The sequence below is a fragment of the Alkalihalobacillus sp. CinArs1 genome (assembly GCF_947387515.1).
GTDB lineage: Bacteria > Bacillota > Bacilli > Bacillales > Guptibacillaceae > Guptibacillus.
This window is the reverse complement of record NZ_CANDOB010000003.1, coordinates 119,081-141,490: the sequence shown is the minus strand read 5'-3', so window position 1 is coordinate 141,490 and position 22,410 is coordinate 119,081. Positions and strand designations below refer to the sequence as shown.

The 22,410-nt window shown below is 40.6% G+C and carries 18 protein-coding genes and 1 pseudogene; 2 read left to right on the top strand and 17 right to left on the bottom strand.

The genetic code is table 11. From position 1 onward, the window contains the following. Position 1 precedes the first annotated feature (1 nt). Complete coding sequence (locus tag PFZ69_RS16465; RefSeq protein WP_270182192.1) at positions 2-1,288, bottom strand: FAD-binding oxidoreductase; 1,287 nt, start codon at positions 1,286-1,288, stop codon at positions 2-4. Positions 1,289-1,386: 98 nt separating this feature from the next. Beyond that, on the bottom strand, positions 1,387-3,561 hold the full coding sequence (locus PFZ69_RS16460) for a malate synthase G (RefSeq protein WP_270182191.1): 2,175 nt from the start codon (positions 3,559-3,561) through the stop codon (positions 1,387-1,389). A gap of 163 nt (positions 3,562-3,724) precedes the next feature. Between PFZ69_RS16460 and PFZ69_RS16455 the strand changes: the two genes are divergently transcribed. Continuing rightward, entirely contained in the window at positions 3,725-4,597 is an 873-nt protein-coding gene (locus tag PFZ69_RS16455; protein WP_270182190.1) for a LysR family transcriptional regulator, read from the top strand. Between the two features lie 147 nt (positions 4,598-4,744). Here the strand turns inward: PFZ69_RS16455 and PFZ69_RS16450 are convergent, their stop codons facing one another. The 3 genes and pseudogenes from PFZ69_RS16450 to PFZ69_RS16445 all read right to left on the bottom strand — a co-directional run bounded on the left by PFZ69_RS16450 (position 4,745) and on the right by PFZ69_RS16445 (position 6,018). Beyond that, entirely contained in the window at positions 4,745-5,455 is a 711-nt protein-coding gene (locus PFZ69_RS16450) for a FadR/GntR family transcriptional regulator (RefSeq protein ID WP_270182189.1), read from the bottom strand. A gap of 98 nt (positions 5,456-5,553) precedes the next feature. Next, positions 5,554-5,802 (bottom strand): annotated as a pseudogene (locus PFZ69_RS21045) (OsmC family protein); the annotation flags it as partial. Positions 5,803-5,823: 21 nt separating this feature from the next. Then, a complete protein-coding gene (locus tag PFZ69_RS16445) occupies positions 5,824-6,018 on the bottom strand; it encodes a hypothetical protein (RefSeq protein ID WP_270182188.1) in 195 nt (64 codons plus the stop codon). A 142-nt stretch (positions 6,019-6,160) separates the two neighbouring features. On the opposite strand from PFZ69_RS16445, the gene PFZ69_RS16440 reads away from it, so the two are divergent. Continuing rightward, positions 6,161-6,613 (top strand): SRPBCC family protein, encoded by a 453-nt coding sequence (locus PFZ69_RS16440; protein ID WP_270182187.1) that lies wholly within the window; start codon positions 6,161-6,163, stop codon positions 6,611-6,613. A gap of 23 nt (positions 6,614-6,636) precedes the next feature. On the opposite strand, the gene PFZ69_RS16435 is transcribed toward PFZ69_RS16440, so the two are convergent. The 12 genes from PFZ69_RS16435 to PFZ69_RS16380 all read right to left on the bottom strand — a co-directional run bounded on the left by PFZ69_RS16435 (position 6,637) and on the right by PFZ69_RS16380 (position 22,402). Continuing rightward, positions 6,637-8,118 (bottom strand): flavin monoamine oxidase family protein, encoded by a 1,482-nt coding sequence (locus PFZ69_RS16435; protein WP_270182186.1) that lies wholly within the window; start codon positions 8,116-8,118, stop codon positions 6,637-6,639. Positions 8,119-8,167: 49 nt separating this feature from the next. Then, positions 8,168-8,638 carry a GNAT family N-acetyltransferase gene (locus PFZ69_RS16430; protein WP_270182185.1) on the bottom strand — a complete coding sequence of 157 codons (471 nt, stop codon included), beginning with the start codon at positions 8,636-8,638 and terminating at the stop codon, positions 8,168-8,170. A gap of 79 nt (positions 8,639-8,717) precedes the next feature. Then, positions 8,718-9,905: a thiolase family protein gene (locus tag PFZ69_RS16425; RefSeq protein WP_270182184.1), complete on the bottom strand. Its 1,188-nt coding sequence runs from the start codon at positions 9,903-9,905 to the stop codon at positions 8,718-8,720. Positions 9,906-9,934: 29 nt separating this feature from the next. Then, positions 9,935-10,786: a 3-hydroxyacyl-CoA dehydrogenase family protein gene (locus tag PFZ69_RS16420; protein WP_442865202.1), complete on the bottom strand. Its 852-nt coding sequence runs from the start codon at positions 10,784-10,786 to the stop codon at positions 9,935-9,937. Positions 10,787-10,882: 96 nt separating this feature from the next. Beyond that, entirely contained in the window at positions 10,883-12,253 is a 1,371-nt protein-coding gene (locus tag PFZ69_RS16415; RefSeq protein WP_270182183.1) for an FAD-binding oxidoreductase, read from the bottom strand. 149 nt (positions 12,254-12,402) lie between these two features. Further along, positions 12,403-13,215 (bottom strand): CAP domain-containing protein, encoded by an 813-nt coding sequence (locus PFZ69_RS16410; protein WP_270182182.1) that lies wholly within the window; start codon positions 13,213-13,215, stop codon positions 12,403-12,405. 134 nt (positions 13,216-13,349) lie between these two features. Then, entirely contained in the window at positions 13,350-16,103 is a 2,754-nt protein-coding gene (gene ppc / locus PFZ69_RS16405; protein ID WP_270182181.1) for a phosphoenolpyruvate carboxylase, read from the bottom strand. A 227-nt stretch (positions 16,104-16,330) separates the two neighbouring features. Continuing rightward, positions 16,331-16,990: a potassium channel family protein gene (locus PFZ69_RS16400; protein ID WP_270182180.1), complete on the bottom strand. Its 660-nt coding sequence runs from the start codon at positions 16,988-16,990 to the stop codon at positions 16,331-16,333. Between the two features lie 16 nt (positions 16,991-17,006). Beyond that, positions 17,007-18,320, bottom strand: coding sequence for a TrkH family potassium uptake protein (locus tag PFZ69_RS16395; protein ID WP_270182179.1), 1,314 nt, complete (start codon positions 18,318-18,320; stop codon positions 17,007-17,009). A 94-nt stretch (positions 18,321-18,414) separates the two neighbouring features. Continuing rightward, complete coding sequence (locus PFZ69_RS16390) at positions 18,415-19,374, bottom strand: MBL fold metallo-hydrolase (RefSeq protein WP_270182178.1); 960 nt, start codon at positions 19,372-19,374, stop codon at positions 18,415-18,417. An 88-nt stretch (positions 19,375-19,462) separates the two neighbouring features. Further along, positions 19,463-20,413 (bottom strand): phosphotransferase family protein, encoded by a 951-nt coding sequence (locus PFZ69_RS16385; RefSeq protein ID WP_270182177.1) that lies wholly within the window; start codon positions 20,411-20,413, stop codon positions 19,463-19,465. A gap of 63 nt (positions 20,414-20,476) precedes the next feature. Further along, positions 20,477-22,402 (bottom strand): ATP-dependent DNA helicase, encoded by a 1,926-nt coding sequence (locus PFZ69_RS16380; RefSeq protein ID WP_270182176.1) that lies wholly within the window; start codon positions 22,400-22,402, stop codon positions 20,477-20,479. Between the last annotated feature and the right edge of the window lie 8 nt (positions 22,403-22,410).

Genomic DNA, 22,410 nt, shown 5'->3' with positions numbered 1-22,410 from the left:
TCTATATCCCTCCTATGTACCGCTTTTCGTTCAATGTGTTCTTCGGATCATGCTTATGTTTAATTCCTTCAAATATCTTAAAGTAACTAGGTTCGTCTCCCCATACATTCACGCTTTGTCTTAATGAGAACGGTAGATGCTTAACTACTCCATATCCTTTAAGAGTGTGTGCATAGTGTTGAAGGTGATTAATCGTGTTGACAATAGCTGCGTCATCACCTTCTAGGAAAACTGTACTTAGTCCGTGACCTGCTCCTCCATGAGCTTCAATGGTCACCTTTCCTTCATGGTGAATACGAGCACACTCAGAGAGAATTGAGAATACGTCCAAGTTTTTTGTACCTACCTTTAATAAAGCTTGCGTTGCTTTACTGTCAGTGAGGGAGTTCGGATGAATTTCTGAAAAGGCATTCCAGAACTCCTTAACATTTGAAATGGTCGTGTAGTTGACGCCCGCAGGCTTATGTTGTTCAACCCAATTTGTTTGAAAATCCACAGATTTCTCTACATCTTCAAAAGCAATTAATAGAGAATACCCTTCATCATGAAATAATCTCTGAGATAAAGAGGGAGTAACAAGTTCAAGTGATACTGGTTCTAACATCGAATCTTGTATCTGCTTTGTATAGCCCTTTAATTCATCCAATGCTTCCTCTCGAACGGATAAACGGATAAGGTTTTCACTCTTTGGAACCGGTCTAAGCTTAAGCGTGATTTCAGTAATGATGCCAAGAGTGCCCATTGAACCAACGAGCAGCTTATTCATATCGTATCCTGCCACGTTTTTTACAACTTTTCCTCCGGTTCGAATCACTTTACCATCTGGATAAACGACCCTCATCCCTATAACGTGATCTCGTGCTGATCCATACTTCAAACGCTTAGGACCACTGTCATTCGAGGCAACAATTCCTCCGATCGTTGCTTGTTCAGGCCATGAAGGATCAAGAGCGACCATTTGGTTATGGTTTTGTAAATAATCTTGAAGCTCCTTCATCGTCGTTCCGGGTTTTACTGTGACGGTCATGTCACCCACCGTATGTTCGACAATTCCTTTCAAGTCTTTAAGGGAAAGAGTAAGATCATACTCTGACTTCACTCCTCCATATCCAAGTTTTGTTCCACCGCTAACGAGGCTAACGTGTTGACCCTTTTCATAAGCAGAACGAATGATTTCAACCACTTCTACTTCCGTTGATGGAGATCGAACGTTCTTGCTCCAGTTATTGAAAGTAACGGCAGACTCCTCGATCGAAAGCAGCTTTCGATCAAGCAAAGGCTTGTCCAAACTTAATTCCTCCTATCGTATCATTGAAAGAGTATTCTGAAATCTATGGGTAAAAAAGTTGCAAAAGCAGCTACGTTAGCCGCTTTTGCACAGACTTTTTAGTTATTTACACGAATCTTTGCTTTCGCTTCTTGTCTTCTTTTGTGCAAGATTGGTTCGGTATACCCGTTAGGCTGATCGATTCCCTTAAATACAAGGTCACATGCAGCTTGGAATGCAATAGAGTTCTCGTAATCGCTAGCCATCGGTCGATATTCTGGATCGTCTGCATTTTGTTGGTCCACTACTTTAGCCATTCGTTTCATCGTTTCCATAACCTGTTCTTCCGTACATACACCCTGGTGTAACCAGTTGGCCATGTGCTGGCTAGAAATTCGTAGTGTTGCACGATCTTCCATCAAGTCGATATTGTGAATGTCTGGTACTTTTGAGCAACCAACGCCATGCTCTACCCAGCGTACAACGTAACCTAAAATACCTTGTGAATTGTTATCAAGCTCTTCTTGGATTTCTTTTTCAGTCCAATTTGCTTCTGTAACAGGAATTTGAAGAATATCATCTTGATAATTCGAAGTGCTTTTTGCTAGTTCCGTTTGGACAGTTGGTACGTTTACTTCATGATAATGAAGAGCATGCAGGGTTGCTGCAGTAGGAGATGGAACCCAGGCTGTATTTGCCCCAGCCTTCAGTTGACCTCCTTTTTGCGCTAGCATATCTGCCATCATATCAGGCATTGCCCACATTCCTTTACCAATCTGCGCTACACCCGTGAATCCTGTTTTTAGTCCTTGCTGAACGTTAGACTTTTCGTAGCTTTGTAGCCATACAGAATTCTTCATATCTTGTTTGCGGATCACTGGACCTGCTTCCATCGATGTGTGGATTTCATCCCCAGTTCGATCTAGGAACCCTGTATTGATAAAGACGATACGCTCACTAACCTCTTTTATACAGTTGCGAAGGTTTAATGTCGTTCTACGCTCTTCATCCATCACTCCAATTTTCATCGTATTGCGTTCTAATCCTAGAACATCTTCCGTTCTGTTAAACAGTTCATTAGCAAAAGCTACTTCTTTTGAACCGTGCATTTTTGGTTTTACAATATAGATCGAGCCTTTTTTAGAATTTTGGTATTTGCCATTACGTAACACATCATGTTTTGCGATCAGACCGGTAATAACCGTATCTAATATACCTTCAGGGATTTCATTCCCATCTTTATCAAGTACTGCACTGGTCGTCATAAGGTGACCTACATTTCGTGCAAACATGAGGGAGCGGCCTGGTAAGGAGAACTGTTTTCCATCTGGACTTACATAATCTCTGTCAGCATTCAACGTTCTCGAAACTTCTTTCGTTCCTTTCTTAAAGGAAGCAACGATATCGCCTTTAATTAATCCAAGATAGTTCTTGTATACAACAACCTTGTCTTCTGCATCTACAGCTGCGACAGAGTCTTCAAAGTCCATGATTGTTGTTAGAGCGGATTCTACAAATACGTCTTTCACACCAGCTTGATCGCTAGAGCCAATCGGATGCTCGCGATCAATTTGGATCTCAAGGTGAATGCCGTTGTTCTGAAGTAGAATGGTAGTAGGGTTCGGTTCATCCCCCTGATAACCTGCGAATTGATCTGAATTCGATAAAACGCTTTCATTATTCTCATTCAAACGAGCCTTCAATTGGCCGTTCGCTACATAATAGCTCGTCACGTCACGGTGACTACTGCCTTCTAATGGAACAGTTCTATCAAGAACATCCTTCGCATAGTCAATCACTTTTTCACCTCGGCGAGGATTGTATGCTCCTTTTCGTTCAGCACCATCTTCTTCACTAATCACATCAGTTCCATACAATGCATCATATAGGCTTCCCCAACGAGCATTGGCTGCATTGATCGCGTACCTTCCGTTATTAACGGGTACGACTAGCTGTGGTCCAGCTTGCTTTGCGATTTCATTGTCAACATTTTTGGTTGTGATTTGAAAATCGTTGACTTCCTTTTCTAGATAGTTTAGTTCTTGTAAATAAGCTTTGTACGTTTCAAGATCATAGGTTTTGTTCGTTTGATGCCAGTTATCTAAACGTTCTTGAATCTCGTCACGCTTTTTTAGAAGCTCCTTGTTTTTTGGAGCAAGATCTTGAATGATTTCTCCTAAGCCGGTCCAGAATTGTTCTTTTGAAACACCGCTTTCAGGAAGTACGTCTGAATTAATAAATTCATAGAGTTCATTTGCAACCTGTAGATATTCTTCTTGAACATAATCTTTCATACGCTTTTCTCCTCCAATGGTTTAGCAGTTCAATAGAACTGTCTTATCGTTATGTAATATCTTATAATAGAAACGAACGATGATATAATATATATTTGGAATATGGACTATTCTACCTGGTTATAACGCCATCTTTATACTTTCATATCACAGGAGTGATTCGATGGAAATTCGTCACCTTGAACACTTTACAGAAGTTGCAAAACAGCTAAGCTTTACAAAAGCAGCGGCTTCTCTACACGTATCACAGCCTTCTATAAGTAAATCAATCAAGCAGATAGAAGATGAGCTTGGTGTGCCTCTTTTTTATAGATCGAAGCAGTTAGAGTTAACCGATGCAGGTGAAGCGGTACTCGTTAATGCGAAAAAAGTCCTTCTTGCCTTTGATTCAATGACAGCAGAATTATCGGATCTCACTGCTATTAAGAAAGGTCAGATAAAGATTGGAATTCCTCCAATAATCGGAGCCGCTTTCTTCTCTAGTCTGATTAGTCGATTTAAGGAAGCCTATCCGAGCGTCACGATTCTATTAACAGAGGTTGGTTCGAAACGAATCAAACAAGGTGTCGAAGATGGTTCATTAGATGTAGGGATGGTTTGCAATCTACCTCTCCAGAAAGAAAAATTCGAGACTCTTCCTGTGATAAAAGATCCGTTAATGTTAATCGTTCCTAGTGATCATCGGTTTACTGGAATGGATAATCTAACGATTGCGGATTTAGATAAGGAACCATTTATCATGTATCGGGATGATTTCACGCTCTATGATCGAATCATTGAAGCTTTTGAGAAGCGAGGTTGTTATCCTAACATCGTTTGCCAAAGCTCCCAAAAAGATTTCATGATCGAGATGGTTGAAGCAAAGCTTGGCATCGCTTTGCTACCCGATAAGATTGCCCTCAGCATCCAAAATCCTTCTATCACCGCCCTTCGTATTGTTGACTCTGAAGTAAACCTTGAACTCGGACTGATTTGGAAGAAAGATAAGTACTTATCCTTCGCAGTAAGAGAATTTATTAAACTTGCTAGGTGCTAAGCGAGCAACCGTTCAGATCCGCTTTAATAGAGCGGATCTGAATTGTTATCAGGTCATCTGATGACCTGGTTTCTAGTACCCATTATAAGGAGATGTTTTGCATAACTCAACCTTATTTTTAAAATTTTCTGAAAAAGGTATTACGTCTTAGGCATATTTAAGGAGAACACTTTCTACGGTGTTCAAGTGATCAAGCATCGCATGTTGAGCTTCCGAAGCATTTTGGCTTTTGATCGCCAAGAAAATGCGGCGATGCTCATCAAACAGTTTTTCTAACATGGTGGTCTCAGAATAAAAGGATATTTTCCTCGTTTCTCGAATCGAATCATACATTAACTGAGAGACATGATTCATTAGCTCTAAAAGGATGTTATTGTGAGATGCTGAAGTGATTGCCATGTGAAATTTCAAGTCAGCCTGCTCACCAAGTTCATGATTTAACGCTGCTTTTTCCATTTCGTTTAGTGCTTCTTGCATATTCATTAAATCCTGATCAGTCCGTTTTGCAGCAGCACTTGCTGCACATCCAGTCTCAATCACTTTTCTAACTTCTAATAACTCAACGATATCTTCTTTCTTCATTAACATCCCATTGACCGACAGGGATTGGCTGATACTTGAAGGGTCAAATTGTTTTACGTATGTACCTTCTCCTTGCTTCATTTCGATCAGCCCCATCGCTCGAAGTGCGCTTAATGCCTCTCTAACAGCTGATCTCCCTACATTAAATTGTTCTGCTAACAAATGGACAGAATCTAGCTTTTCCCCTGGAGACAGCTCTCCGCTTTTAATTCTATCTAATAGTTGATCGGCAATTTCTTCATATATTTTTCGACGTCTGATTTGTTCATAAGCCATATTTTACACCTCTTCCCTTTCATCTTACTGTTCATTTTAACAGATTTCCTAAAGGCATATAGAAAACCGATGAGTTTTCTCTCATCGGTTTGGATGCGTTATTCCTCTGTTATCTCCCACTTGTGTTCAAACTCCACACACCCTTTTAGGGTTTGGGCGACAGGACAACCTCGTTCAAACACTGCTAACGCTCGCTCGGCAGCATCTCTCTTCCCTTCTGGAATCACAAGGTTATACGTACACTTGATTTTTGTAATCTTTAAGACGCCGTCTGGTGCTTCGATAAGCCCTTCAAATTGTCCAGACAGTTTATTAGGATAAGTTGGTATTTGGCGCGCTTCCAGCGCACCTGATAGGGTACCGGTTAGTCAGCCACCAGCTGCAGCAACGATATGGTCTAGTGTGGATGGGTGTTCTTCTTCAACAGAAACACCGTAAAAATCTTTGACGCCTCCGTGAACACCAAATTCGATCGGTTCTTGGAAATCTGCGATGTAAGCGCGTCGCTTCTTCCCTTTGTCTTGCTCAATTCGTATATTCGATATTTCGATCGGTTTACTCAAACAATCCCTCCTATATTCTTCGTTATTAATCATTTTCCACTGCAACTATTTCGTTAAACAATGTATTGAATCCTTCTGCCGATATTAAGAGAAGGGATAACGAGAAAATGGTAGAATAAAGTATCAAAAGGGGGAATGCTAAATGCCTAAAACGTGGGATCAATCGATCGAAATACATGCACCCATAGAGGTAGTGTGGGGGTATTTAGATGGTTCATTAGAAAACATGCAGAAAATCATGCCTAATGTAGTGGAAAATACACCAGTTAAAGTGACTGATGAGGGCGTTGGGAGTATAGCCAGGCAGAAGTATCGTGAAGGAAAACGTGTGATGGAATATGATGTACATACGCTAGAGTATATGAGTAAAGAAGAAGAGAAAAAGCTAACGATCGCCTTTAATCTTGGTGGAATGTTTGATATTCAAGGAACATATGAGCTATTTAAGCTTTCTGAGGATACGACGAAGCTTCGATATACGGGCTTTAATAAACCGTTGAAATGGTACATCAAACCGTTCGTGCTCTTTTCCAGTGATAAAGTGGTTAACGAATTTTTAGATAGAGTGAAGCGCGTATCTGAAAATCGAGAATAGAAGCCAGGTGAAGTCTGGCTTTTTCATATATCTTTTCGACTGTTCACTTCAAAAGCAGCTCTGACACCTGATTCTATTGCCCCTTCGATCCAGCCATGGAAGGACGAAGTATGTTCGCCAGCAAAGTGCACTCGACCTTCAGGTTGAGTGATAACCTTTTCAAATTCTGTTATCTGGTTTGGCTTATAAAGAGTGAAGCATCCACCAGAAAATTCATTTTGACTCCAACTAAATGAAGCCCCATTCAAATAATCATCAAATACCCGCTTTCCATGAACCTTCGCAAGATCTTCAAGCGACTGAGTGATTTGTTGTTCTAGCGATAAACTATTCCATAACATTGCATTATCTTCCCAGCTATAACTGGCGAGTAACACCCCGCTAGTTGACTCATCGACGGTTCGACTAGGTGTATATGTATACCGGTTTGGAAAATCCGATATCAGGTTCGCACCGCCAAGTCCTTCCTCCTCCCAAAAATTCTTTTTAAATTGAATGCCGATCTTCATAGACGCCACGTAATGAAGCTCTCGAATTGCTTTCCACTTTTCAAAAGAAAACGAATGATAAGGGTACACTTCAATAAATTGAAACACAGAAAATGGGACGGTCATAATGACGACATTACTTTTAAACGTGTTGATTTCTCCTGTTTGTTGATTCCTACTTTGAACCACGATATTCCTCGGTCTTTGTACCAACCTGTGTACTTTTTCGCTATAGAGAATGTTTTCTTCTAGATCTTTAAGAAAGGACTTTGGCAAGCGGTCATTTCCGCCAGTTATCTCATTAAATTCTAACTCCGCATTAAACACTGTATTAACGATATCCGTTAAAATATCAACGAAGGATAGTTCTGAGAACCCCTCGATTCCTAATAACACCTTGATCATACGAACGGCATTTGGTGAGAGAGATGGTCCGATGGGGTTGTATCTCAAAAAATTTTCCATGGAATAGCGATCGAACTTTCTTCTTAAGAAATCTTTTTGGCTTTGATCCCCCTTCTCATATAGCGTATAAAAGGGTTGTACCGCACTTAAAAATAATTCGACAGCTGTTTTTCCCTTTTCTTCTGGTCTTATTGGGAAGTTAAGGATATCTGGGTTTCGTTCATACTCTTCCCTACTTACCTGAATGCCATTGGCATATAGGATATCTTTCGGTGAGCTGTTAATAAATTTATTTATTGGTAGGTTAAAACGTGAGATATATTCATATGTTAATTTATGGGTAACAGGAATCCTCATAGCACCGACATCAAGGTATTTACCATCAGTAAAAGGCTCTCTCATCGTATAGATTCTTCCACCAATACGCGTGTTTCCTTCAAGAATCGTTACGTTATGCCCCGCACTTTTTAGAAGGGATGCTGATACAAGCCCAGACATTCCTGCACCGATAATCATAACATTCAAAGTTCGATCTGGTTTAGGTAGACCATTTCGTATGATTGTAAGCATATCATCTGGATAACTCAGTGAGTGATCAATCGGTTGACTCATTGTTTCCCTCCTTTTTTATCACCCTATGTAGAGGAAGGAATTTATATGTTTATACTTGCAACACCATCTTATAGTTGACCATAGTGACTCCATTCTTTTTGACCTGCTGCTTTTTCACTTCCTGAAACCCTTGACGTTCAAAGAATGGTTTCGCGGTGATGCTTGCTTCAGTAGTCATTTGTTGTAAACCGAGCTGTTTCGCTTTTGTTAAGAGCTTGTTAACAAGCGCGGTAGCGACACCTTGACGCTGATAATCTTTATGAACATAAAGAAGGTCTAAAACTCCCTCTCCTGTTAAATCAGAAAATCCAATAATAATACCATCCTCGACAGCGACGTATGTATCATGATCACGAAGCGATTTTAGCCATTCAATCTTTCTTTGTTCTCTTTCGTGAGGATTAGCCCAAGCAGCTATTTGTTCATACGAATAATCTCGAGAGTTAATCGTATGGACAGTATCATAAAATAAATCGATGACGGGTTGGATATCTTCATCATGGAACTTTCTAATCATCATATGAATCCCTCCTATTACTACTTGCTAACCATGCGTTGAAATTTGAAAGACAGTGCAAAAGTGCACTGTCTTTCAAGGGTCACCTCATGTTTTCAACGAGCATGGCCATGCCCTGACCTCCACCTACGCACAGCGTTGCGATTCCATAACGTTCATTTCTTCTCTTCATTTCATACATCAATGACGTTAATATTCTAGCGCCTGTAGCTCCGAGCGGGTGCCCGAGCGCGATGGCACCTCCGTTAACATTTACTTTACTAACGTCAAGGTTTAGTTCTCTTATAACAGCGAGTGCCTGCGCGGCGAAGGCTTCGTTAAGTTCGATCAAGCCGATTTCTTGAAGGGACATATTCGTTTTCTCTAGTAACTTTTTTACAGCAGGCACTGGACCAACTCCCATGATCTCTGGGGACACTCCTGAAGTAGTCCAATCCACAACACGAGCGAGGGGTTCTACGTTCAATGCTTTTGCTTTTTCTTCGCTCATGATAAGCATGGCTACTGCACCATCATTTCTTCCACATGCATTCCCGGCTGTTACGGTCCCATTCTCTTTAAAAACGGGATTCAGTTTTGAAAGCTTTTCAAATGTTGTGCCAGGTCTCGGGTGTTCATCTGTATCAAATAGATAAGAATCTCGTTTCGATTTAATCTCTACCGGCGTGATTTCTTCATTGAAGGTTCCTTTTTCAATAGCAACAGCTGCTCTCCTTTGGCTTTCAGCTGCAAAGCGGTCCTGATCTTCTCTTGAAATCTCATACCGATCAGCAACATTTTCGGCAGTTATCCCCATTCCAAGGTTTGAACCGAAAAGTTCGATTGGCTGCTGTCCAGCTTCTGTGTTGGAATCCACCAATTGTGTCCTATCACCTCCGAATCGACTGTTACGTAAATAGATGGGAGCATTACTTAAGCTTTCGGTCCCGCCTGCAACGACGACTTCTGCTTGGCCAGATTGTATTTGTTGTACAGCAGATGCAACTGCCTGCATTCCAGATGCACAAAGTCTATTAATCGTAAAGCCTGGCGCCGTTTCTGAGATACCAGCGCGTAATCCTGCTACCCTCGCTACGTTTGACGATTCTGTCGTCTGTCTTACTTCTCCTAAGATGACTTCATCAACGGATTCTGGTGAGATTCCTGCCCGCTTAACCGATTCTTTTATTGCGATCGCGGCAAGCTCTCCAGAATTAATGCTCTTCAATGTTCCTCCATATCTTCCTACTGGCGTACGTACTGCTTCAACGATTACGATCCGTTCTTTCATCTTGCTTCCCCCCTATGTTCTCAGCTTCGCTATGAATATGTATAGAACCCTTTTCCGCTCTTCTTGCCAAGATGCCCTGCTTTAACGTACTTCGTCAAGATCGGGCAAGGTCTATATTTCTCCCCAAGCGTTTCGTATAGATACTGCATGTTACGGAGTCTTGTATCTAGTCCAACTAAATCTGCAAGTTCAAGCGGTCCCATGGGATGGTTTAACCCTAACTTCATCGCCTTATCGATGTCTTCAGGGGACGCCACACCTTCCATCACCATATTCATCGCTTCATTTCCTATCAAACAGTTCATTCGACTTACAGCAAAACCTGGAAATTCATTGATCTTTACACACTCTTTTCCAATCGATTCTCCAAATGCAATTGCTTTTTGGATCGTGTCATCTGACGTCTCAAGTCCGCAAATAACTTCAATTAGCTTCATTCTAGGGACAGGGTTAAAAAAGTGAAGGGCAATGCATTTCTCTGGACGGCTAGTTTGTGCAGCAATTTCTGTTGGTGACATCGTTGATGTATTTGTTGCAAGAATTGTATGATCAGGTGTCATTTCATCAAGCTGTTTAAAGATGCTCGTCTTTAATTCCATAATCTCTAACACAGCTTCGATCACAAGATCTCGATCGTTCACTGCTGCATTCAACTCAGTCGTGTACTCGATCGAACCCAAGGACGAATCTGCTTCTTCCCTCGTTAGGATTTCTTTTGCAACTGCACGTTCAAACTCTTTTTCATGGTAAGCTTTGGCCTTTTCTAATGAGGATTCGTTTATATCTTGAAGAACAACGGATAAGCCTGATATAGCTACGGAATACGCAATGCCTCGTCCCATCGTCCCTGATCCGATCACTGCTACTTTCTTAATCGTCATTAAGAACCACCTCTCGTTTGATAACGCTTTCAATCTGTATTAAGGACATGCTATTCTCTAGTGAAAATTACTTTTCCTTTTCCATAAACTTACCTGTTAGTCGATCTCAAAGATCTTTCCAGGGTTCATGATTCCATTTGGATCGAGTGAATGTTTTATTCCTCGCATCACTTCGAATGCTGGGCCATGTTCCATCTGCTGGTATTTCATTTTCCCTGTACCAACACCGTGTTCTCCAGTGCATGTCCCGCCTTTTTCGAGTGCATAGTGCACGAGGTGCTGATTTAGTTTAGTTGCTTTATCGAGTTCTGTCGGGTCATTAGGGTCTAACATGACGATCGCATGATAATTACCATCCCCAACATGGCCAAGCAATGCGCCGTCTAACCCGTACGCTTCTATCGCTTTTCTTGCATCAATAATCGCGCCTGCTAATTCAGATATCGGAACGCAAACGTCGGTAACCATCATTTTCTTACCAGGAGAGGCATGGCTAAATGAATAGGCAAGGTTATGACGGGCTTCCCATAGTTGAGCTCGTTTTTTTGAATCATGTTCAAAAATAAATTCATCGCAGTTATTATCTTCCGCAATGCTTTCAGCAAATGCAACGTCTTGTTTTAACCCTGCTTCGTTACCGTGAAACTCAATAAAGACGGTAGGTTTTTCTAAATAATCCGTTTCATTTGTTTTGTTTACTTGTTGAATCGATCTCGCATCAACAAGTTCCATCCTCGCTACAGGTATGCCAGCATGAAGAATGTTCGTGACAGTCGATACCGCATTTTCTATTTCTGGAAAAACGATACGTCCAGCTAGAATTGTTTCTGGTATCCCGTAAACTTTTAATGTAAGTTCTGAAAAAGTACCAAGTGTACCTTCCGATCCTACAAAAAGGCTGTTGAGATGATAACCTGAGGATGATTTAGCAGTTAAGCTCCCTGTATGTATGATGCGTCCATCAGCAAGCACAACTTCCATATCTCGCACGACATCTCTCATCACACCGTAGCGAACGGATGTTGTGCCACTTGCATTTGTAGAAGCCATCCCACCGATCGTCGCATCTGCACCTGGGTCTACGGTGAAAAATAGGCCGTATTTTTTAAGTTCTTTATTCAATTGTGAACGTGTTACACCAGGCTGTACGCGAACTAAAAAATCATCGGGACGTACTTCGATGATTTTGTTCATAAGTTGAAAATCGATCGAAATTCCGCCTTGGTAAGGAATCACATGTCCTTCAAGGCTTGATCCAAGCCCGAATGGTACGATTGGTATTCCATGTTGATTTGCTGCAGATACGACGTTACGAATGTCATCTGCATTCTTTGGAAACACGACGACATCTGGATTATGAGGAGTATGATATGACTCATCCCTACTATGTTGATCGATGATCGTTTCGTTCGTACTGATTTGGTCTGGTTCAAGTAGAGCTGAGAGGATCTCAAGGATATTATTCAAGATGAATACACCTTCCAATCTTTTGTGTAAAATTATAAGTATTCTGACAAATATCGTCACTCTTATTATGAACCAAAAGTCGTCAAAGGACAATGGTCGTGCACGACATATAAAAAACCAGGTACATATTATGTACCTGGCGATTCACATTATTTTCCGATGAACATTTGCGTCCAGTAATGACCATCTTGAGCGAGTCCGACACCAATATGGGTGAAATTACCGTTCATGATGTTCTTGCGGTGCCCTTCACTTTTCATCCAGGCATCTACAACAGCTTCTGGTGTTTGTTGTCCTTGGGCGATGTTCTCACCTGCAGTCTTAAAGTCAACACCAAAATCTCTCATCATATCAAATGGTGATCCATACGTTGGACTTGTGTGTGAGAAGTAATTATTCTTCTGCATATCTCGTGATTTTTCTTGAGCTACATCACTTAATTTCGTGAATGCTTTCAGATCAGAAAGTCCTTGCTTTCTTCTCTCTTTGTTCGTTAGGTCGATTACTTGCTGTACTTCTTTGCTAATTTCTCCAGATGGTTCTGCTTGCTTTTCGTCATTCCCTTGAGCAGGTTGCTGATTATTCTGTCCCTGGTTGTTGTCGTTGTTGTTTTGACCATCTCTAGCACGTTGCTTTGCCTGCTCATCTCCCCCACCTATTCCATACTGCTCAGGGAATCCTTCAGGTAGGTACTCTCTAGGATCAATACCAGGAATCGCTTCTTTGAACTCAAACTGCCCTTTTTTCACAATTTCTCCATGTGGGAATTTGCTACTAGGTGTTTCGGTGCTGTAAGAGTTCGGATCGATTGTAATCTGACCCGAATTGATTCGCTGAATGCCTTCGGTTGGAGCTGTTGTATTCATATTCATTGCTTCGTTTTTATCGTTATCACCGTTTGCGTTACATGCTCCGAGTAGGATTAACCCGGGAAGTAATAACGGCATTAATTTTTTGTACATGCTTTGCCCTCCTTGTGTAATTTTTCTTACATCCTTAGTTTTTCATCAAAAGGGCAAAGTATTTGTGGTAAAAACCGTGAATTCATCCATGAAAATAAGCCTCTCTGCATTTGTTGCAGAGAGGCTTTGTGTTATCAGCCAGTATTACGTAATCCGGCAGCTATTCCATTAATAGTGAGTAAAATTTCTTTTAACAATTCATCATCAGAGCTATTGTCAGCTCTGTATTTTGAAATTAACTCGACTTGAAGTGAGCTTAATGGATCTACGTAAGGATTTCTTAGGCGGATGGAATCTTTAATGTTCGGTGTTCCATCCAATAGTTCTTCTTGACCTGTAATCGTAAGGATCACATTTTTCGTCAGATGATATTCTTCTACGATCATGTTGAAAATGCGTGCTGCTACATTTTCGTCTTTAATCAACGCCATATACTTTTCAGCAGTTGGTAAATCTGCTTTCATTAGCCCCATCTGCAAGTTATCGATTAATGAAGCAAAAAACGGCCATTTTTCATACATCTGCTTAAGTTCGTTCAAGCCTTCTGAAGTCGATGCGTACTGATTGAGTCCAGTTCCAGATGCGTACCACGCCGGCATAAGCTGGCGACTTTGTGTCCAAGCAAACACCCATGGAATAGCACGGAGATCATCAAAGCTATTCGTACCTTTTCTACTCATCGGACGAGAACCGATGTTTAGTGCACCTAATTCAGGTAAAGGCGTCCCGTTTGTGAAGTAAGTTAAAAATCCTTCATCTCTGAACACAAGAGACTGATACTTCTCAAGTGAAAGCTCTGACATCTTTTCCATCGCTTCCTGCCATTTTTCTTGATCTGGATCTTTTTCAATCCCCGTTACAGCTGCTGAAAGTAATGTAGTAGTTGCTTGTTCAAGGCTTCTGTACGCAATATCGTAGAGAAGGTAGCGAGAAGATAGTACCTCTCCTTGTTCAGTGATTTTCACACCTGCTTTATACGTTTCTGGTGGCTGAGAAAGTAAACTTCTTCTCAATGGTCCGCCGCCACGTCCAAGTGCTCCGCCTCTACCGTGGAAAAATTTAAGCTTAAGGTTTCGTTCTTGTGCAATCTGGCTAATCTCTTGCTGGGCTTGGTAAAGCTTCCAGTTTGCAGTAAGGGTTCCGCCATCTTTACTGCCGTCAGAATAGCCTAGCATGATTTCTTGACGGTTCCCAAGTTGGTTAAGGTGCTTTTGATAGACGTCTAGGTCAAAGAGCACTTTCATCGTATTCCCACCAGCTTTTAAATCATCGATCGTCTCAAGGAGAGGTGCTACGTTAAGATTACTTTCGATACTTCCATCGGAGTGCAATCGGTAGATCCCTGCCTCTTTTGCAAGTACTAAAACCTCGAGAAGATCACTTGCTGTTTGGGTCATACTGATTAAGTAAACTGAGATCGACTCGTTGCCAAACTCATTGTGTGCTTTCTTGATCATCGTGAAGATATCGAGAATTTCTTGAGTCTCGCTCGTATAATCTTCGTATGTCGACAATACCGGTCGAGGATCTTCTAGGACTTCTGTAAGTAGATTAACCTTTTCACTTTCGGATAATGAGGAATAATCATCAGAAAGTTTGACGCGCTGCAATAATTCATGGATCGCACCTTCGTGTTTCCCACTGTGGTTTCGAATATCTAGTGTTGCTAAGTGGAAGCGGAAAAGTGTAACCTGGCGGATAAGCTTGTGAAGGTCATCAAAATGGAAGCCTTCTGGATAATGTTGACGAAGGCTATTTTCGATTAGCCTTAAATCATCAATGAACTCATCCGCATCTTGGTATCCCATATTTGTACCGATCTTATTTAGTTTCTCAAGAACATAAGATAGCTTCACACGGTAAGATTCATGTGGCACTCCCCACCGTTTAACATGTGGAAGCGTCTCTTCATCCTGTTCAATCGATGCGATAAGTTCACCGCAAATCGGAACGCGATTAGAAGACTGACTTAATTTTTTCATGAGCTCTTTTACGGATTGCTTATATTTAGAAATAACGACTTCACGCTGTTTTTCTAGCGTCTTCCAAGTTACTTCAGGCGTAACAAATGGATTGCCATCTCGGTCTCCACCAATCCACGAACCAAAGTTGAGGATGTTTGGGATGTTCCATGAGACTTCTGGATAATGTTCTTTTAAGCATTCATCAAGTTCCTCATGGATTTCTGGAAGCACATCAAACAACGTCTCTTCAAAATAAAATAACCCTAAATTCACTTCATCCATAACGGTAGGTTTCTTATGACGGAGCTCGTCTGTTTGCCAAAGTGTTGTAATTTCGTTATAGATTGAGTCCTTGATACTCTTTTTCTCTCTAGAAGTTAGTAATGGGCTGTCCATTTCTCGAAGAGCATTAGCGATTCGCTTATGAATTTCAAGCACTGATCTACGAGTCGACTCAGTTGGGTGAGCTGTGAGAATCAATTCCAATGAAAGGGATTTGAGTGTTTCTTCAATCAACTCTCCAGGCACATTGTTTTGTTTAAGCGTTGATATTGCATGTGGAATAGAGCCAGGCTGTGATTGGTCTTCCTCAAGCATTTGATAATCTCTTCTTCTTCTAATTCTGTGATTTTGTTCAGCAATGTTTACAAGATGAAAATATAATGCAAAAGCACGAATAACCTGTTTCCGTAATGGAGATTGTAGGTTTTGTATCGTCTCTTCTAACTCCTTCGTCATTTCATCCGTTGCATCTTGTCTGATCGACTTCGTCTTTTCACGAATCGACTCCACTTTTTCTAGAAGTTCAGGTCCGCCATGCTGCACTAAAACGTCACCGAGTAAGTTACCTAACATATTGATGTCACGCCTTAGTGCAACGTGGTGGTTTTGTTGTGATGTTGTTGCTGTATCGAGTTTTGCCATCTGCGACCATCCTTTCTTGATTTTAAATTCGAAAATTAAAATTATTTCAATATTTCTATTATATACAAGAAATTTTATTTTTGTCACGTAATAAGAAAGCGTTTGTAGATAGATGAATTCCCTATAGTAACTAGTGAGAAAGGGATGGAAGCGGATACATTATTTTTGAAATTTTTCTCTGAAACCATTGAAAAACCCGCAATATTTGCGGGTTTCTAAACGACTTTTTATAAGTGGAACTTTTTCCTGAACTGCTCGATCTTTTTGTTTTCCCCTACGATAAGAATCACATCATTACTTTGAAATGCGACTTCTGCATACCGACTTAAAATCGGTGAATCATCCCTCAAGATCAGAGAAACGTTAAGATCATACTTTCTTGAGAAGTCTAATTCTAGAAGTGTTTTTCCGACGAGTTCTTCAGGTACTTTTAATTCGACTGCTGAAACGTTTTTTGTGATTTCGATGTATTCAATCACATTAGGCATCGTAATCTGTCTTGCTACTTTCATTCCAGCTTCTTCCTCTGGATAAATCACTCGATCTGCACCTAAATTTGATAGGATTTCTCCGATTTCTTTACTTGTAGCCTTTACGATGATTTCCTTTGCATTACGTTCTCTTAGCCTGTTCGTAATAAGAATGGCAGAGTATGAATCTGTCCCGATCGCAACGAATACTGCATCGAATTGGTCGACATTCAAATCGTCCATCACACCATTCTCTCTTAGATCCCCTACGATTGAATGGGTGGCGTATTTCTCAACATCCTCGAGAGGCCCTTCGTCTTTGTCACAAACGATCACATCGCATTTTTGCTCATAAAGTTCTTGTATAATCCCTTTCGCGAATCTTCCTGCACCTAATACTAAAAATTGTTTTCTCACTTGATCAACCCCCTTCTTATCCCACGGCTAGGTCTTCTTTTAAATATCGAGTTTTTGATTTTTCTATTTTAAAAACAACATAAATAAAGCTAAAAATACCTATTCTTCCGATGATCATCAAAATGCATAACAGGAGCTTAGAGAAGGTTGCTAGTTCTCCTGTAATCCCCATGGACAGTCCAGTGTTCGTTAGGGCTGAGAGTACTTCAAAAGCGATCAATTCAATTTCCTGCAATTCGAAAAGTGAAAGTGCAACAGTCGATAACCCAAACAGAAATACAAAGCTTACAAAGATTAGAAAAGCTTTATTGATGGAGTCTTGTGAAATCGTCTTTTTCATTAGTGTTGTATGTTCTTGAGATTTTGCAACAGATACCATCTTAGCCATTAAAACGGAGAAAGTTGTTAAGCGTAAGCCTCCACCTGTACTAGACGAAGCGCCACCAATGAACATAAGAATCATAAGAATTAGGACTGTCGTGATGTGGAGTGTAGATATGTCGATCGTCGTTAATCCACCGTTCCGAGTTGTTGCAGATAGAAAGAACACATTGAACAATTTATCTGTAAACGAAAGGTGATGGAACGCTCCATTATGTTCAAGTGTATAATAAATTACTGCTGCTAAAAGAAATAATGACGTATGGAGCCGTATGTTGATTCGTGAGAATAAACTCCTTTTACGGCGAAACGGATTTATGTATTCTACGATCGTGGGAAACCCAAGACTTCCGATGAAAATCATCACCATAGTCGTTAATAAAAACAAACGACTTTCTTGAAATGACATAAGGCTATCGCCAAAGAGGTCGAATCCAGCGTTTGTAAAGCTCGCGACACTGTGAAATACCGTTACGAAGATCGCTTCTTTCAAAGAAGCAAATTCGTCTCGTATTCCATTGAACATTAATGCAAAACCTATTGCTTCCACGATAAGTGCAATCACAAGGACTGATATACTTAACGATTTAATCGTTTTTAGTTTGGATTGATTCTGATCTTTTGAAAGGAGAAGCATACTCGACATGGTAAGCTTCTTACCCATCATCATGAATAGGTAACTGATGAGGACGAGTATTCCTACTCCACCAAGCTGCATTTCAATGATGAGGATTGCTTGACCAACCCTCGTTAGTTTTGTAGAAACATCGATAACCGATAATCCAGTCACACTAAGGGCACTGGTTGATACAAACAAAGCATCAACAAATGGCAGGCCTCCGACATTTGCAAAAGGTAGGACATAGAATAGGCTAAACAGTAAAATAGTCCCCACGTACATCATGAATATATAACGAAAAGATTGAATGGTTGATTTGTTTTTATACATAACATCTCTCCAACTAGTGGGTGTCTTCACATTTATTTACAGCATATACACTATATCATACATTAAAAACAGGCCATGAAAAAACTCCTTATTATTAAGGAGTTTTTGCTTGCTGTTTTATTATATAGTCGTATAATCCCATAGCACATACAGATAAGTCTAGCTCTATGTAGCGATAGATATGATGGTCGGTTGCGATTCCTTGATTACTGAGTGTTGTTTGCACTTTTGTAAATAAGTCATCCGCAATCAGTTTACTAACATATTCAGGTGCACCCTCGTTAACATCATTTACGATTGTTTCAGCTGAACGAATGAATTCAGGTAACCAATACGTTAATTGTTCGGTTACGTGTTCAGGTGCATCCGATTTCCCGTAGTGTCCAAAATAAATCGCATCAGGGTTGAAAGCCATGATCTTCTCAAGCGAATCAAGCATATCATGGGGGTTGAACTGATTAGGAGATGTTGATGGTAGGTAAAGCTCAACATCTGATAGAGGATAATAAACCCCTATCGTATCGCCTACAAAAACACCGTTTGTTTTAGAGTCAAGGATTGAAAAGTGATGCTTCGCATGGCCAGGAGTATCGATGAATGTAAGAACTCGATCCTCTCCAATCGACAACTTTTCTCCATCTTCCATCGTGAGTAAACGATCGGATGGAATCGGAATAATCGGATCAAAAAGTTCATCAAATTTCTCACCGTATACAGCTTTTGCTCCTTGAATTAAGCGTGAAGGATTCTCAAGGTGTCGGTAGCCTTTTTGATGGACGATCACTCTAGCATTAGGACATTTTTCAAGGAAGAGTCCAGTCCCTCCAGCGTGGTCAAGATGAATATGTGTCACGATGATGTTACGTACTTTCTTTAAGTCGATGTTCAGTTCTTCAAGACCGTTTAGTAAATGAGGAATCGATGGACTTGCACTCGTTTCAATAATTGTTATTTCTTCTTCTGCTAGGATATAGCTACCAGTTCTTTTTTCTAGGTTTAGATCATTTAGATCGACAAGGTATAAATCTTCACCAATTTTTTCAGGTTGGGTCATTTTGATCTTCCTTTCATCCAAACTTTTTCTTTTTACCATGAAAGGCTTCTTCAAGACGGCCACAAACTCCTCTAATTCTAGGGAATTGCTAGTATGGTTGCAGTGTATTTTCAATCAATCGAGTAATGTCCTTAAACCTGTTCTTCCCGCCAAATGGACTATCGAGAAGACTACACAATGCCACGAGATCAGCTAGCTTCGCTAATTGCCTCCAGTTGGGCGATAATACAATGCTGTTGTTTTTTAAACCAGTTAGGAGCCCCTCTTCAAACGACTCCATATTCGGAAAGTGATCGTAGCGAATCATGTTACCAATATCTAAATAAATGCTCCCCGAAAAAGCGAATTCCCAGTCTAATACAGCACTGACTTCAGTTCCTTCAATCAAGAGGTTAAGTCCGTTAAAGTCACCGTGAACGAGCCTAGCTTCACTTTCGTCTTCTAAGAAAAGTGCAGCATGTTTTTTTGCATATGCAAGGATTCGGTGCGTTAAAGACTGTGAGATTCTTGAGGTCATCGGTCCGTTTTGAACAAACGATTCAATTATTCCAATAAAGGACTTTGGAGTAAGACAGAATGGTTCTTTTACTGTTACATTTGCATCTAAGAAGCCTTGTGAATCAAACGATAGCTTTCGTAACGAAGCGAGTTGATCACCAACGGAATAACCGATCGCATACATTTCGTTAGGTGAAGAAGTTAACCGATCTCTTAGTAATTTACCTTCCTTCCATTCAACGAGCGCAACACTAAATTCTGGTCGATGAGAGAGGTGTAGGAATTTAGGGGTTCTAACTTCTTTAGGTAGAATTTGATTAAGATTCTGTTCAAGGGTGAGTGTTTTCTTGTTCGTAGTGAACCTGGCAACAAGAGATGATCCATCTTGGAAATCCAGTTTGTAATTGGAGTGGCTCAATCCACCTTTTAATAAGTGAATGTTCGTGATGGATGATTCAGGTCGATAGCTTTCTACGATAGCAGAAAAAGTCTTTTCGTCTGGTTCGATGATCGGCTTATTCCGTTCCCAGTTCGTTTTCATCTAGCACCTCCTACTGTTGTTTCTAAAAAAAGAGCTCTTTCGTTTTTAGAAAGAGCTCTTTGATTAATTCCAACTTATTGGTAATGGCAGAACATCCTGGATGTTTTTTTCATAGCTTGTTCTCTCGTTTTCTGTCATCCAAATACTTACTGATCCTTTATCTTGACTCGTTCGAATCAAGCGCCCCACGCCCTGGCGGAGTCTAAGAAGCATGTAAGGTAGGTCCACATCCTCTTCAGGATTCCCCGCATGCTTGCGCTTTGCTTGGAAAACAGGGTCGTTCGGTGGCATTGGAAGAGATGAAATGATGACGTGTGAGAGTGACTCACCCGGGACATCTAAACCTTCCCATAGGTGATACGAACACAATACTGCAGAAGGATCATCTTGAAATTCTTTAACCGTTTCACTTATTTCACGATCGCCTTCGTATATCATTTTAAATGACCAGTCTTTCCTGCCTGCCCATGTTTTAAAACGGTTCATTTCTTCTGATGATGAGAATAGGATCAATGAATGACCATTATTCTTCGTAAGTGAATTTCCGATATCGCTCCACTTTTCTTCTTCATCACCTTCAATATTCCCTTTTAACTCCATCTGCTCTTCGTAGTCAAACGGTGAGTTCACAGAAAATGAAGCGTGTTTTTCAATCCCTAAACTGTTAGAGATATAAGAAAAATCCCCTGCTTGTGATAACGTTGCTGAAGAGAAAATGAATGGAATTTTCTGAGAGAAAACTTCTTTTCTTAATATATCTTCAACGAGTCTTGGCATGATGACGAGGCTCGTATCAGTAGTTGTTTCTTCTAGCCAATGAATTCCCTCACCATCTTTAAGGAAGGTTCTTAACCCATAAGCGAAGAACTCTAAATATTCTTCCATGATCTTTACATGATAATCATCCATCACATATAGCTCTGAATCGAATACAAGTTGTTCTAGTAGTGCATCTACTTTATGAACGATGGTCTCAGCTATCGAAACGATCGCATCAGTTCTTGAAACATCTTTTCGTACGGACCCTTCAACGGATTTCGCGTTTTGACTTAACTGAGCGAACCACTCATCGTGAAGTTCAAGGATATCCTCTACAAGCGTGAGTGATTCTTCTCTGACGTCCTGATCCATATATCCTGTAAGGACATTCGAGAGTGTTTCAGAATGAAAACGATAAGTTAGCCCTTTTTGTGCCGAAAACTCAAGTAAATGGCCTTCGTCAAATACAACAGTACTTGCTTCAGGTAAAAGAGGCAGCTGTCCTTCTCTTTTACGTGATTCTTTCGTCCAAATATGTTCCATATAAAAGTCATGTGAGCAAATGATAAGATCGCTTGCTTGACGATAATGCTTACGGTTCAGCGTTTGCCCACAGCGGTGACGCCAATCACAAGTAGAACATTGCTGCAGTGGATCCCATGCGATTTTTTCCCACTTTTCATTAGGGACCCAAGGGTATTCCTTTCGATCACCGTATCGATAAAAGGATTGCATAGAAGCAGCTGGTTCATAGACAAATTCAGGGATTTCGTCATGAACACTTAAGATATCTTCGTCATCTGTGCGATGGGAAAGATAGTCTAGTTTTTTCACACATACATATTGTTCTCTTGCTTTTGCTAGTCGCACATCTACAGTTAACCCAAGAGCCTTCTCAAGTTTTTCGATGTCGCCACCTTTTTTAACAAGCTGTTCGATCAGCGTTTCATCTGCACAGGAAATGATCGCTGGCTTTCTCGAGTATCTCGCATAACAGATGGCATAAAGCAGGTAGACGAATGTCTTCCCTGTTCCTACTCCAGCTTCAGCAAATACAACGCTTTTATTCTTAAAAGCCTGTTCGATTTGAAAGGCCATAAAGATCTGTTCATCTCGGAGCTCATAACCGTGCTCTGGAAGAATGTCATAAAAGACATCACCAATGTAGTCTCCAAGCACATCATAAAATGAATCTTCTTTTGTTATTTCAAATGGTAATGGTTGAGTCATGTACGGTC

Bases quoted from the DNA above. Each gene is read 5' to 3' on its own strand.
- PFZ69_RS16460 (WP_270182191.1), bottom strand. From the start codon at position 3,561: ATGAAAGATTATGTTCAAGAAGAATATCTACAGGTTGCAAATGAACTC.
- PFZ69_RS16455 (WP_270182190.1), top strand. From the start codon at position 3,725: ATGGAAATTCGTCACCTTGAACACTTTACAGAAGTTGCAAAACAGCTA.
- PFZ69_RS16450 (WP_270182189.1), bottom strand. From the start codon at position 5,455: ATGGCTTATGAACAAATCAGACGTCGAAAAATATATGAAGAAATTGCC.
- PFZ69_RS16440 (WP_270182187.1), top strand. From the start codon at position 6,161: ATGCCTAAAACGTGGGATCAATCGATCGAAATACATGCACCCATAGAG.
- PFZ69_RS16435 (WP_270182186.1), bottom strand. From the start codon at position 8,118: ATGAGTCAACCGATTGATCACTCACTGAGTTATCCAGATGATATGCTT.
- PFZ69_RS16430 (WP_270182185.1), bottom strand. From the start codon at position 8,638: ATGATGATTAGAAAGTTCCATGATGAAGATATCCAACCCGTCATCGAT.
- PFZ69_RS16425 (WP_270182184.1), bottom strand. From the start codon at position 9,905: ATGAAAGAACGGATCGTAATCGTTGAAGCAGTACGTACGCCAGTAGGA.
- PFZ69_RS16420 (WP_442865202.1), bottom strand. From the start codon at position 10,786: ATGACGATTAAGAAAGTAGCAGTGATCGGATCAGGGACGATGGGACGA.
- PFZ69_RS16410 (WP_270182182.1), bottom strand. From the start codon at position 13,215: ATGTACAAAAAATTAATGCCGTTATTACTTCCCGGGTTAATCCTACTC.
- ppc (WP_270182181.1), bottom strand. From the start codon at position 16,103: ATGGCAAAACTCGATACAGCAACAACATCACAACAAAACCACCACGTT.
- PFZ69_RS16395 (WP_270182179.1), bottom strand. From the start codon at position 18,320: ATGTATAAAAACAAATCAACCATTCAATCTTTTCGTTATATATTCATG.
- PFZ69_RS16390 (WP_270182178.1), bottom strand. From the start codon at position 19,374: ATGACCCAACCTGAAAAAATTGGTGAAGATTTATACCTTGTCGATCTA.
- PFZ69_RS16385 (WP_270182177.1), bottom strand. From the start codon at position 20,413: ATGAAAACGAACTGGGAACGGAATAAGCCGATCATCGAACCAGACGAA.
- PFZ69_RS16380 (WP_270182176.1), bottom strand. From the start codon at position 22,402: ATGACTCAACCATTACCATTTGAAATAACAAAAGAAGATTCATTTTAT.